Annotated in this window: 11 protein-coding genes, 3 tRNA genes and 1 pseudogene; 7 read left to right on the top strand and 8 right to left on the bottom strand. The window is 57.0% G+C overall.

Features of this window, described 5'->3' with window-relative positions; genetic code table 11:
- The first annotated feature begins 16 nt into the window (after positions 1–16).
- Positions 17–1,087, top strand: a complete 1,071-nt coding sequence (locus tag VNM72_10035; GenBank protein ID HXF05738.1) for a tagatose 1,6-diphosphate aldolase — start codon at positions 17–19, stop codon at positions 1,085–1,087.
- Between the two features lie 35 nt (positions 1,088–1,122).
- Here the strand turns inward: VNM72_10035 and VNM72_10030 are convergent, their stop codons facing one another.
- Positions 1,123–1,914 carry a 7-cyano-7-deazaguanine synthase gene (locus VNM72_10030; GenBank protein HXF05737.1) on the bottom strand — a complete coding sequence of 264 codons (792 nt, stop codon included), beginning with the start codon at positions 1,912–1,914 and terminating at the stop codon, positions 1,123–1,125.
- 277 nt (positions 1,915–2,191) lie between these two features.
- Positions 2,192–2,515, bottom strand: a complete 324-nt coding sequence (locus tag VNM72_10025; GenBank protein HXF05736.1) for a hypothetical protein — start codon at positions 2,513–2,515, stop codon at positions 2,192–2,194.
- Between the two features lie 413 nt (positions 2,516–2,928).
- Here VNM72_10025 and ispH point away from each other — a divergent pair, with 413 nt between their 5' ends.
- Positions 2,929–3,903: a 4-hydroxy-3-methylbut-2-enyl diphosphate reductase gene (gene ispH, locus VNM72_10020; protein ID HXF05735.1), complete on the top strand. Its 975-nt coding sequence runs from the start codon at positions 2,929–2,931 to the stop codon at positions 3,901–3,903.
- Positions 3,904–4,039: 136 nt separating this feature from the next.
- Here the strand turns inward: ispH and VNM72_10015 are convergent, their stop codons facing one another.
- Positions 4,040–5,101, bottom strand: coding sequence for an alcohol dehydrogenase catalytic domain-containing protein (locus VNM72_10015; GenBank protein HXF05734.1), 1,062 nt, complete (start codon positions 5,099–5,101; stop codon positions 4,040–4,042).
- Between the two features lie 119 nt (positions 5,102–5,220).
- On the opposite strand from VNM72_10015, the gene queC reads away from it, so the two are divergent.
- The 4 genes and pseudogenes from queC to VNM72_09995 all read left to right on the top strand — a co-directional run bounded on the left by queC (position 5,221) and on the right by VNM72_09995 (position 8,003).
- On the top strand, positions 5,221–5,922 hold the full coding sequence (queC, locus tag VNM72_10010) for a 7-cyano-7-deazaguanine synthase QueC (GenBank protein ID HXF05733.1): 702 nt from the start codon (positions 5,221–5,223) through the stop codon (positions 5,920–5,922).
- A 68-nt stretch (positions 5,923–5,990) separates the two neighbouring features.
- Complete coding sequence (locus VNM72_10005; protein ID HXF05732.1) at positions 5,991–6,236, top strand: carboxymuconolactone decarboxylase family protein; 246 nt, start codon at positions 5,991–5,993, stop codon at positions 6,234–6,236.
- Positions 6,237–6,251: 15 nt separating this feature from the next.
- Positions 6,252–6,593 (top strand): annotated as a pseudogene (locus tag VNM72_10000) (peroxidase-related enzyme).
- Positions 6,594–6,914: 321 nt separating this feature from the next.
- Positions 6,915–8,003: a sorbosone dehydrogenase family protein gene (locus tag VNM72_09995; GenBank protein HXF05731.1), complete on the top strand. Its 1,089-nt coding sequence runs from the start codon at positions 6,915–6,917 to the stop codon at positions 8,001–8,003.
- A gap of 94 nt (positions 8,004–8,097) precedes the next feature.
- On the opposite strand, the gene VNM72_09990 is transcribed toward VNM72_09995, so the two are convergent.
- The gene (locus tag VNM72_09990; protein HXF05730.1) at positions 8,098–8,883 is read right to left on the bottom strand and encodes a DsbA family protein; all 786 of its coding nucleotides are present in this window, start codon (positions 8,881–8,883) and stop codon (positions 8,098–8,100) included.
- A gap of 93 nt (positions 8,884–8,976) precedes the next feature.
- A complete protein-coding gene (locus VNM72_09985) occupies positions 8,977–10,410 on the bottom strand; it encodes a tetratricopeptide repeat protein (protein HXF05729.1) in 1,434 nt (477 codons plus the stop codon).
- 276 nt (positions 10,411–10,686) lie between these two features.
- On the opposite strand from VNM72_09985, the gene VNM72_09980 reads away from it, so the two are divergent.
- Positions 10,687–10,763, top strand: a tRNA-Glu gene (locus VNM72_09980).
- 289 nt (positions 10,764–11,052) lie between these two features.
- On the opposite strand, the gene VNM72_09975 is transcribed toward VNM72_09980, so the two are convergent.
- The 3 genes from VNM72_09975 to VNM72_09965 form a co-directional block, all read right to left on the bottom strand.
- Complete coding sequence (locus VNM72_09975; GenBank protein ID HXF05728.1) at positions 11,053–11,286, bottom strand: hypothetical protein; 234 nt, start codon at positions 11,284–11,286, stop codon at positions 11,053–11,055.
- A 233-nt stretch (positions 11,287–11,519) separates the two neighbouring features.
- Positions 11,520–11,597 (bottom strand) — tRNA-Asp (locus tag VNM72_09970).
- Between the two features lie 70 nt (positions 11,598–11,667).
- Positions 11,668–11,742, bottom strand: a tRNA-Val gene (locus VNM72_09965).
- Between the last annotated feature and the right edge of the window lie 52 nt (positions 11,743–11,794).

Genomic DNA, 11,794 nt, shown 5'->3' with positions numbered 1-11,794 from the left:
GAAGAGGAGGTCGGACATGGCGGAACTTTCGGCGGGAAAATTGCGCGGCCTCACGCGGCTGGCCGACGAAGCTGGTCGCTTCACGATGATGGCCATTGATCAACGGGGATCGCTCATTGATTCTCTCGCGAAATCATCGGGACGCCCAAAGGAGCAGATTACCTTCGATGAGGTTGCTCGCGTCAAGCAGCTCGTGACGCGAGAACTCGCCCCCCTGGCATCGGCTGTGCTCACAGACCCGGTGTATGGATACCCCTACTCGATTCATGACATTCCCCGCGGGCCGGGACTTCTTTTGACCTATGAGGAGACGAAGTACGACACGATTAACGGAAACCGCTATACCCGGCTCATCGAGGGCTGGTCCGTGGCTAAAGCGCGGGCAGCAGGCGCCGATGCCGTCAAACTGTTGCTCTATTACCACCCTGATGGGGATGAAGCAGCCCGCCGTCATCAGCAGGACCTCGTACGCCGCGTGGGCGAGGAATGTGCCCAACACGATATCGCCTTCGTCCTTGAGCTGGTGGCCTACGCTCTGGATGGGTCGGGTACGGGCACCCCAGACTATGCCCGAGCGAAGCCGGATCTCGTTATCCGGAGTGCCCGTGAGTTCTCTCGACCGGAATATCGGGTGGACATCCTCAAACTGGAATTTCCGGCCAACTTAAAATACTGCCGCGAATTTCAATCCTCGCCCTTCGGAAAGAAAGATTCGCCCCCGGTGTACGACCTGGAGCAGGTGAAAGAGTATTGTCGGATGCTCGATCAGGCCGCCGAGGTCCCCTGGGTCATCCTCAGCGCCGGCGTTGACATTGAGGAGTTCATCGAAAACACCAGGCTGGCAGTAGAAGCCGGTGCCAGTGGTTTCCTCGCCGGGCGCGCGATCTGGAAGGATGCTGTGGCCCGATATCCGGACGAGACGAAACTCGTGGAAGCCCTCCGGTCCGACGCCCGTTCCAACTTCCAGCGGCTGATCGAGATCGTTCAACAGGCTCGCCCCTGGTTCGCCCACCGTCGCTACGGCAGTAAACGGGATATTCGGCTGCGTGATCACGGGCCCGAATGGCACCGACGCTATCAGGCCTAGAGAATGACATCTGGGGGATCAAGCCGGATGCGCCTTCACGAGGAGGGAAAGTTCGTCGCATAAAGGGTCGGGTCAGGGATGCCAGCATCAACGAATGCCTGATGTCGTTCGGCACATTTGCTGCATAGCCCGCAATGATGATTCCCCTCGGGTGAAATGCAGGAGAACGTCAGCTCCAGCGGCCACCGTGCTCCAAGACGAATGACTTCCGCCTTGGACAGCGAATGATAAGGCGCACAAACGCGAACGGGGTAGGCGAGTCCCTCGCTGAAGACCTCTCCGATGCGACGGAAAAACTCCGCGCTGGCGTCGGGAAAGGGATTGGCGCGAAGTGTACCGATAGCAATTTCTTTGATCCCGGCGAGACTGCAAAACACAGCCGCCTTCGCCAGCAGGATGATGTTTCGACCCGGCAAATAAACCGAATCGAGCGGGGCCTCCCGACCGGGAACCCCTCCTCCGCCGGTGCTCCAGTGCTGACCATAAATGTCCGTCAAAGGAAAATCGAGAACTCTCAGCGGTCGAAGCGCTGGTGCTGAGAGTGATTGAAGGAATCGCGTCAACCAGAAAAGCTCAACCTCCTCCCAGCGGAGGCCGCTTCGGACAAAAACGGGCCACACGCCATCATAGTGTGTCGTTGCTTCAGCCACGAGGACACCGCTATCCAAGCCACCGCTTGTCAGGACGCAAATGGAACTGTTTCCCCCACTGTCCTCTCCTCTCTGCGCACTGTTCAGGCGATTGTCCTTCTCTCCCGCCTGCACTGGGTCCTGCCCCTGGCCTTCAGCTATGGATTCCCGCTCGTCTGCTCTGCTCTGTTTACCCATCTCTATCGCTCCTGTTTCGGCGAATGATCTCCCGCGCAGATCGTAAGTATAGCACTTCGTTCGCGGAAAAAGTCATGACGCGAGGCGTCACAGACAGAGGAACGAGATCGGGAGATCGTTCACCGGGAGAATTTCTTGATAGGGATAACCGGTGGGAAACACGCGCTTCCTCCCGCCCAATCGTACATTTGCGAGGGGTGACTTTCTCTTACCATCACAGCCCGAGGGGCCCGTCCGGGAGGCTACCTCGTATCTCTGGACGTGATGTCAATAGTGATCATGGATCCGTTCGTTCCACGGTACTCGTAAGCCTCCGGTCCGACGCGGTAAGCCTCGACAACCCGTCATTCCGGGGAACGCCCCAATAACAGAGATTGTGAATGACCTCCGGTTGAACCGTATTCCCAGGATGGCGTCGCAGCACAACTTCTGCTGTCTTTCCCCCATCGAGTTCAGCGACAACGCTGTCTTTCGTATAACTCCGCATCGTTCCGTCCGCACCCACCGTGAAGGAATCCCATTTCACCGGATAGACGTAACCGAGGATCTTTTGAACCGCCTCCCGTTGTTCCCTGGTGGTTGATCGGTCGAGGATCAGCACTGCCCAGTCAAACTGTCCGGCTTAAAAATCGCCGCCGAGCTCACCGGCAACCCAGAGCCCGTCCAGTGTGACGGGGCCGTAGTGTCCCCGTTCACCCGAAAGGCATTGTTGAACCGGCAGTAATGTTTCAACACACCTCCATGATCCTCACGGCGGGCGTGAGCTGGTGGTTTGGGGGTGAAAATAGCGGTGGCAAAACATCGGGCAGCGAAAGGCCTCAATGATGGTGGCGTTGAAAGTCCAATCGGGAGCGGCCTGGCCCTTCATCGGCGCTCTCGCAGCCGTCGTTGCAATGGTCAGACATACGACAACGATAAGGCTCTGAATGGGGTGATGTGGCGTAATTGCTCCTTTTGTGGGAATAGCCCGGGATAGTGAAGGCTGTCATAGACAATTGCACTGTCAAACGAGAAATGGTAGTTTTGAACACTCAACGGCGAAAAGATATGGCGCTGCGGAAGGTCATCTTAGCCAAACCACGAGGATTCTGCGCCGGTGTAGTGCGGGCTATTGACATCGTAGAGCGAGCCTTGCGACTTTTTCCATTGCCCATTTATGTCTTCCACGAGATCGTTCATAACCGTCATATCGTTGAAGATCTCAGTCGCCGAGGAGTCATTTTTGTTGACGATGTCAATGAGATTCCCGAAGGAGCGACCTGCATCTTCAGCGCCCATGGGATTTCGCCCCAGGTGCGCGCGGCGGCTGAGAAGCGCCGTCTTCGGGTCATTGATGCCACGTGCCCTCTGGTGACCAAGGTCCACCTGGAAGCTGTTCGATTCGCCCGGGAAGGCTATTCGTTGATCCTCATCGGGCATCCCGGTCATGAGGAAGTCGAAGGAACGATGGGGGAGGCGCCGATGCAACTGGTCAGCTCCGTCGAGGAAGCCGAGCGCGTAGAGGTGGAAACCCCCGAGAAGGTCGCCTATCTCACGCAGACGACGCTCAGTCTCGATGATACAGCTCACATCGTGGCCGCCCTCCGTCGGCGATTTCCTGCTCTTCAGTCCCCGCCCAAAGATGACATCTGCTATGCTACCCAAAATCGGCAAAATGCTGTGAAACAGCTCAGTCAGCTCGTTGATCTTGTGCTCGTCATCGGGTCGCACAACAGTTCCAACTCCCAACGATTGCGCGAAGTCTCTCTGGCAGCGGGTGTACCCGCTTACGTCATCAACGACGAATCGGAAATTGATGGTCGCTGGCTGGAGGGGGTGGCCGTCGTGGGTGTTACTGCCGGAGCATCAGCCCCCGAACCTCTCGTGGTTCGCGTCGTAGACCATCTGCGAGCGCTTGGTGCCACCGAGATCGAAGAGCTCCCCGCCGAAGATGAAAACGTCTCCTTTGCCCTACCGCCTGAAATCCTCCATCCTCACACGCTCAGATGAGCGGATCCAAGGGCCTCTGCTTTCTGGTCGGATCATCAGGTTCCGGGGCCCTTCATGAAGGTGATCGCCCCACCCCGATCGAACAAGGGGATCACTCCTTGCTTCGGGAAGAGGGTTCTCGTTCGGGCCGGGCCCTTCATCGGGTCCCGTTCGGGTAGATTGCGACTTTCAGTGTCCCATTGGGCTGTATCAGATGAGCCATTACACTGGGAAGATCATCGAGTGGGGCATGATGAGAGATCCATCTGTCGGGGACGATGATTCCGTCAGCGATCAGTCGCAGGGCTTCGCGGACGTGCCTCGGTGTGTGATGGAAGGGCGACTTGATGGTGAGCTGGTCATAGTGGAACCGGTGCGTATCCAGTGTGACGGTTGTTCCTGACGCGCATCCGCCGAAGAGTGTGACGATGGCTCCCTTTCGCGCGCATCCCAGAGCCAGTTCCCACGCTCGATGATGACCCACACACTCGATGACGCGATCCGCCCCTCGACCGGATGTGAGGGCACGAACCTGAGACGGAACATGAGGAATCCGGTCCACGTCAAAGACGGCATCGGCTCCAAGGTGTTCGGCCAGGGATAAGCGCGAACGGCGTTTCCCGAAGGCGAGAACACGAGCGCCTCGCCACTTTGCCAGAGCGACGAAGAGAAGGCCAATCGGGCCCAATCCAAGAACCGCGACGGTATCCCCAGGGCGAATGTCACTCTCCTCCAGTCCACGAAGAACACAGGCGACAGGCTCCACCATCGCAGCCGCGGTATAAGAAAGGTGATCGGGTATCGGTAACAGGTTGGTTTCCACGATCCGCGAGGGAATAGTGATATACTCGGCGTAGGACCCATTGAGAAACAGGAGGTCATCGCAGACGGCATGCTCCCCGCGATGGCAGTAGAAGCACCGACCACAGGGGGCGGAGTTCGCCGCTACCACTCTCATGCCAGACGTAAATTCCCGGACACCGTCACCAACCGCTGCAATCGTTCCCGCAAACTCGTGGCCGAAAACTGACGGAAGATGAATCATCCGGGCATGGTAGCCTCGACGATAAACCTTCACGTCAGTGCCGCAGGTCAGGGCGGCTTCAATCTTCACTAACACTTCGCCGGGCAAAAGACGAGCCAGAGGAATTCGCTCGATTCGCACGTCCTGCCGACCGTAGAGAACGGCCGCTTTCATCGTCTCCGCTACTTTCGTCATAGCCTCCGAGAAAAAGCCGCGTATTATAGCCTCCCCCGATGAGCAGAGCAACGATCTCGCGCATTCCAGAAAAAGGGAATCTGGCCACCGGGCCCTCACGGAGTTATACTGTCGCCTCTATGGGGAAAAAGGCGGTCGTGCTCCTCAGCGGAGGGATTGACTCTACGACAACACTGGCCGTTGCCCGCCGTGACGGGTTCGACGTTTACGCCCTCTCGTTCCGTTACGGACAACGACATGGGCTTGAACTGGAGCGGGCGCGGGCTGTCGCCGAGCATCTTGGAGCGCGGCAGCACGTTATCCTCACAATAGATCTCCGACAGATCGGAGGGTCAGCACTCACAGCGGACATTCCTGTACCCAAAGGGCGCCCGTCCGACCAACTGAGCCAGGGCATCCCCATCACCTACGTTCCCGCCCGAAATACTATCTTTCTGGCACTGGCGCTCGGTTGGGCCGAGGTCCTCGGTGCAGAAGATATTTTCATCGGAGCCAACGCCGTTGACTATAGCGGGTATCCCGATTGCCGCCCGGAGTATTTGCGTGCTTTTGAGCATCTGGCCAATCTGGCGACCCGCGCGGGAGTGGAAGGCAGAGCGCATTTCCGTATTCACGCTCCTCTGCTGGAGCTGACCAAAGGACAGATTATTCAACTCGGTCATACCCTTGGCGTGGATTACTCTCTTACCTGGAGCTGCTACGATCCCGTATGGCGAGACGAGCGGCCCCTGGCCTGCGGCAGTTGCGATAGCTGCCAGTTCCGTCTCAAGGGGTTCAGTGAAGCTGGATTGACGGATCCTCTTCCCTATGCCAACCGGTAATACCCGCTTGCCGGCGAGTGGGCCAGAGAACGGATTTTCAGCCTTCGGGTCATCTATAAGGAGGAGCAATGGCCTGGATTCGGATCATCGAGGAGCACGAAGCGGATAACTTGTTACAACGAGAATATGACGCCGCCCGGCGACGGGCGGGAAAGGTATTCAATATCGTCAAGGTTCAGAGTCTCAATCCGGCAGCCTTACGTGCGGGAATGCAACTCTACCTCACGCTGATGTACGGACCGTCAGAACTTTCGCGAGCTGAACGCGAGCTGCTGGCCGTGGTCACCTCTTGGGCCAATAACTGTTTCTACTGAGTCGAAGCGCACGGGGAGGATCTCCGTAAGGAAACTGGCAACGCGGACCTCGTCGCTCATGTCAAACGGGATTACCGACGGGCACCACTCACGGAACGCCAGCGCGCTCTCTGTGAATTTGCTGAAAAGCTGACGCGGACACCATCCGCCATGCAGCCGGCTGATCTGGACCGACTCCGTCGTGTGGGACTAAGTGATCGTGATATCCTCGACGCCGTCCAGGTCATCGCCTATTTCAATTACATCAACCGTATCGCGGATGCCCTTGGGGTTGATCCCGAGCCGGAGATGTACGTAGCCTCCCTGACGGACGAGCGGGAAATTGAGTCCGGCAATGCGGCTCAAGGAAGACGTTGAGATCGGCGAGGGTTCATCTGCTCGGGCCCGGATGTCCCCTTCCCTGGCAAACGGGACATCGGTGGATGGGAAGACCGCCCGCCGGTCTCCGGCGTGCGCGTTTGACCTGAGGGAGGGCCTTCCCTAGAATCTCCTTGTCTCAACGAACCCGGTTCGACCGCATGAGGCAACCGGAGCGAGACGATCAGGTTTGAAGAGGGAGGAATGGTGATGAGAAAGAGTCAGAGCCCGTGTTCAGGCATTGAGAAGCGTAATCGCACGCGGCCCTTCTTTTCGCACACATCCATGAGCGCGGGCACCACAATCCTGCTCGGCTTGTGTATGACAGTCTTCTGTTCGGGAGCGGGGATAAATCCCTCTGCACCGGCACAGAATCTACCGCTCGACAGAATTAAACTCCCGCCGGGATTTGAAATTTCCGTCTACGCCGCCAATATTCCTAATGCTCGCTCTCTGGCGCTCAGCCCGAAGGGAATTCTCTTTGTGGGATCACGAACGGCCGGCAATGTCTACGCCGTCATTGACCGCGATCAGGACTATCGCGCTGATGAGGTCATCACCATAGCGCGGGGGCTCAATATGCCCAATGGAGTGGCTGTCCGTAATGGCTCGCTCTACGTGGCGGAAGTGAATCGGATCCTGCGCTTTGACGATATTGAAAACCGGTTGACGAACCCCCCGGCCCCCGTTGTTGTTATTGATACGCTCCCTCGGGATCGGCATCACGGATGGAAATTCATTGCCTTTGGCCCGGACGGTCTGCTTTACGTTCCGGTTGGAGCCCCCTGCAATGTCTGCGAGCGAAGCGACCCGCGCTACGCTTCAATCCTCCGAATGAAGCCCGACGGAAGCAACCTCGAAGTTTACGCCCACGGGGTAAGAAACACGGTGGGATTCGACTGGCACCCGGAGACTCACGAACTCTGGTTCACCGATAACGGTCGGGACTGGCTCGGCGACGACCTTCCACCCGACGAGCTGAATGTCGCTCCGGAAGCGGGACGCCATTTCGGTTTCCCCTATTGTCACGGCGGAGACATTCCGGATCCAGAATTTGGCAGCCGCCGTCGCTGCGAGGAATTCGTTGCACCGGCGATGAAACTCGGTCCTCATGTCGCGGCGCTGGGAATGCGCTTCTACACGGGCACGCTTTTCCCGGCTGAGTACCGAAACAGCATATTCATCGCCGAGCATGGATCGTGGAATCGGAGTACACCTATCGGCTATCGCGTCACCCGCGTGCGCGTTGAGAACAATAGAGCCGTTTCCTATGAGGTCTTTGCTGAAGGGTGGCTCCAGGGAAGTCGAGCGTGGGGGCGACCGGTTGATGTCTTGGTGATGCCCGATGGGTCGCTTCTGGTTTCCGACGATCAGGCTAATGTCATCTATCGAATTAGCTATAGGAGGTAGGAGCAAACCGCATCAACGATCGGTGCGGTCGTTACCTGTATTCACGACAGTATCGCCTTCAGAATTGCAACGACTCGGGAGGACGGATTGGAGGTCATTTGTTTGACGTCAGCAGTGCGTCAAGGGCATCACGGAATGCTGCGAAGGGCTGGGCCCCGCGAATCCATCTCACCCCCTTGACTCGCGTGCCATCGGCCTCAACGTATCCGATCAAGAACATAGGAGTTCCCGACACTCCCAATCTCTGTCCATTCCGCAGGTCGCTGCGGATTTTATCCGCGTACTTGCCACTCTCCAGACAACTCCGAAATCGGGAAAGATCGAGTGACAGGGCTTGCGCGTGAGCGATGAGCTGATCCGGCCCGAGAGCCGCCTGATTGGCGAATAGCCGCGCATGCATCTCCCAGAATCGGCCTTGCTCTCCCGCGCAATTTGCTGCCTCAGCCGCACGGAAGGCTTGTGGGTGGATGCTCTCCAGAGGAAAATCTAGGAAATAGTAGCGAATCTTCTTCGTCTCAATGTAGTCACGTTCGATCTGTGGAAATGTCTCTCGGACGTGCCTGCCGCAGAACGGACACTGATAATCGGAGAACTCAATTACGGCGATGCGCGCTGTTGGATCCCCCTTAAAGTGAGTGCCGGTGACATCAATCACCACCTCGGTGGGTCCGACGGGGATTCCCCGGGCCGCCAGTGCCTTCTTTAACTCCTGGAGTTCCTGTTCCAGTCGGGCCTGCCGGCTTTTGACCGCCTCAAGTTCTTGCTTGAGAGCCTTGATGTCTTCGGCACCTGAGGCTTGCGACGATTGAGCCCGCACCTTAACTGAGGGGCAGCTCGTCAAAACGGCGAGAAGCATAAGAATAAAGGTTCGTTGTTTCATTGTGTCACTCCTTGGTTTTCGTGAGACTCTTCTCAGGAGTTGTCGTCGGGTGGGGCATCAGAGCGCCCTCCCCATCGGGTATCTGTCTCCCCCTTATGTCTCAAATTCCCGACGCTTGTGGTAGATGTGAACCTTGGTTACGCCGAGGAGCTTTCCGGCTTTGGTGAGATTATTCCCGGTCTGCTCCAGGGCATTTTTGATCAAAAATCGCTCGAGAGCTTCCTTGGCGGCGTACCAGTTCGGGATGAACGTACCGCTGATGACCAACTCGTTGTTCTCATTAATCCGAATGGGGGCCGTCTGAGCCCGTTGACAGATCCGATGGAATTCATCGCGCAGAAGCTTCTCACCATACTCCTGAAGAAGGGCCTTCGCTTGCTCAGCGAACTGCCATCCTTTGGCCGGCGAGGTCTGGAAGTACAGCTCGGTCAGATAGACCTTCGCTTTGGCCTCCAGGCGTTTGTTATTCATTTTCTCGGCGGCGGTGAGCGCCTCAGTCAGATACCGTTGAGCTCGCCAGAAATCTCTACGACGAAGTGCAACCCGTCCCAGAGCAATGTGCGCGTGCGCACGTTCAAAGGCGTTTTGAACGGCCTCCGCGTAGGAGAGGGCTTTCACGGCAGCATCGTAAGCCTTCTCAAGCTCTCCCTTGGCCAGATAGAGTTCGCTCAACACTTCCATGCAGGCAGCCGCTCCCGACAGATCGCTCACACGCTGTCGGAGTTCGAACGCTTCCCGAACGAGCGACTCCGCTTCTTTATACCGACCCAGACACAACATCGCTCGTGCGAGGTTATTGGTCGTGTGAGCGAGATCATCGAAAATACCAAAACGGTCGAAAATCTGACGGGCACGCACGAAGACCCCGACCGCCTGTGTGTATTCCCCGAAGTGATTGAGCAGAGCCCCATAGCTGCTCAAAGCCTGAGCATAGTTGCGGAGCCTTTCTGTTCGCTGCAGCAGATCAATCGCCTCCTGGTAGAGAGTATGGGCGACGTCTAAATCTCCCTGTTGATGCCGGCACATAGCCAGATTGAAAGTGATAATCCCCTGAAGGAAGAGGGTGGCTCGATTTCCCTCCGATGCAGGGAGGAAGCGTCGGGCATCAGCGAGCGCCTGCTCAGCTTCAGGCAAACGACCTTGCCGCCGCCTCAGTCGTCCGAGATCGCACAGTGTCACCGCCGTCTCATATTCGTCCCGAAGTAGGAACCGATAGACGTGGTAAGCTGTCTGAAGGTAGTTTTCCGCTTGTTCGTATTCAAAGTGCCAGTAATGAATCATCCCCCGAACACGCGCCAACCGCGCCCCGCTCACCAGGTCGAGCGAGACATCATCAATGTCGCTTAACTCAGCTTGTGCCTCCGTGAGCCGTGCGAAATACAGCTCAATCTCTGCACCCAGAATCTTCAGGAAAGGGTCTCGCGTTGGTCTGAGAGATTCCCAGAGCTGCCACGCACGCTCGAAATCTCCATTGTTGAGGAGGGAAACGAGCTTGGTGGGCTCTGCGCGAAGAAGCGTTTTTGTCATTTTTGCCTCCCTGCCCCCCTAACTTTTGAAATGCGTTAGACACCACCGCCTACCTCAACGGAAGGCCTATAATATACCATATCCGACAATACGTCCAAGAAATTTTGAATCAAATTGATTTTTGGCAAAAGGAAATTGGCGCTCACCTTTGAATGAGTGTACCGAAGGATTCGCTTGGTGCCCCCGCGCGGATCAACAGAACAGCCTTTCTTCCCCGGTAAAGGGAGTTGACGACACCGGGCGGGCCGAGTAGAATCTTGGCTGGTTTTGGATGGTGCCGCTATGGTGTAACGGGCTAACACGCCGCCCTCTCAAGGCGGAGACTGCCGGTTCAAGTCCGGCTAGCGGTACCACGCCCCCAAAGAAGAATCAGGTGGCACCACCAATGTTCCCAACCGATTCTCATCTGCCACCTGGAATGCGGAAGGGGCCTGACATTATAGGCTTCCCCGAAGCACGCAAGGGCCAGTCTCCTTGCTGATTCCCAGTGAGAGCTTCGCTGCGTAAGTTCCCCGTGCCCGTACTCCAGGCAGGCAACCCACAAGACGACTAAAATCGCGTGTTAGAGAGATCCTGAGGGCCACGCCCCACGTGACCTTAACGAGAACTCATTTCTCGGGGGGAAGAGATCGAGTGACCCGCCTAATTTTCTTCAAAAAATGCGTAGTATTCGTCGCGGTAGAACAACTCGACGGCGGGCCGGCTCCCTCTGGGAGTGCACCATTGTACGGCTACGCGGTACCCTTTGCCGGAGAAATCAGCACCGATGACAACTCCGTCGGTTCCGCGCTCAATTCCCGGAAGAGGGACAAGGTTACGGATACGCTTGCCAATCTTTGCCTCGGCCTCTTGCCGGCTGAAGTACTGACTTCTCATGGTTAATACATCACCTCCAACCTATTAGTGCACCGGAGGGGGGCAAAAAATACACCCTCGGGACACAACCAGAAGTGAGGGGAACTGTCCCCTTGTGTCCCTGTATCTCTGCATGTTATTTGAAGATCTGGATGGGGATGTCTAACGGCGGGGAGAAAGCCTTCGCTTTCTCTCAGCAATCGGAGGAGCAAGCCGATGATGAAGGCGCGGGGGATTACTCCTCTCGGGTGATATGGCGGGGCGGACGGGACTCGAACCCGCGACCTCCGACGTGACAGGCCGGCGTTCTAAACCGACTGAACTACCGCCCCACCATTACTTCCCACAAAATCCGCTCGCTTCTCTCTTCTTTCCCACCCACCGCACCGCTTTCAAGGTATCTGGTGGGCGGTACCGGGCTCGAACCAGTGACCCCCTGCTTGTAAGGCAGGTGCTCTTCCACTGAGCTAACCGCCCGTGATCAGAAGAAGCATCATGTTACCGGTCGGTTTAACGGTTTGTCAAGCAC

This window comes from Blastocatellia bacterium (assembly GCA_035573895.1).
Taxonomy (GTDB): domain Bacteria; phylum Acidobacteriota; class Blastocatellia; order HR10; family HR10; genus DATLZR01.
Note: the sequence above shows the minus strand (reverse complement) of the source record. Positions and strands in the feature narration are given on the sequence as shown.

Excerpts from the sequence above, each read along its gene's own strand:
- VNM72_10035 (HXF05738.1), top strand. The coding sequence starts at position 17 with ATGGCGGAACTTTCGGCGGGAAAATTGCGCGGCCTCACGCGGCTGGCC.
- VNM72_10030 (HXF05737.1), bottom strand. The coding sequence starts at position 1,914 with ATGGGTAAACAGAGCAGAGCAGACGAGCGGGAATCCATAGCTGAAGGC.
- ispH (HXF05735.1), top strand. The coding sequence starts at position 2,929 with ATGGTAGTTTTGAACACTCAACGGCGAAAAGATATGGCGCTGCGGAAG.
- VNM72_10015 (HXF05734.1), bottom strand. The coding sequence starts at position 5,101 with ATGACGAAAGTAGCGGAGACGATGAAAGCGGCCGTTCTCTACGGTCGG.
- queC (HXF05733.1), top strand. The coding sequence starts at position 5,221 with ATGGGGAAAAAGGCGGTCGTGCTCCTCAGCGGAGGGATTGACTCTACG.
- VNM72_10005 (HXF05732.1), top strand. The coding sequence starts at position 5,991 with ATGGCCTGGATTCGGATCATCGAGGAGCACGAAGCGGATAACTTGTTA.
- VNM72_09995 (HXF05731.1), top strand. The coding sequence starts at position 6,915 with ATGACAGTCTTCTGTTCGGGAGCGGGGATAAATCCCTCTGCACCGGCA.
- VNM72_09990 (HXF05730.1), bottom strand. The coding sequence starts at position 8,883 with ATGAAACAACGAACCTTTATTCTTATGCTTCTCGCCGTTTTGACGAGC.
- VNM72_09985 (HXF05729.1), bottom strand. The coding sequence starts at position 10,410 with ATGACAAAAACGCTTCTTCGCGCAGAGCCCACCAAGCTCGTTTCCCTC.
- VNM72_09975 (HXF05728.1), bottom strand. The coding sequence starts at position 11,286 with ATGAGAAGTCAGTACTTCAGCCGGCAAGAGGCCGAGGCAAAGATTGGC.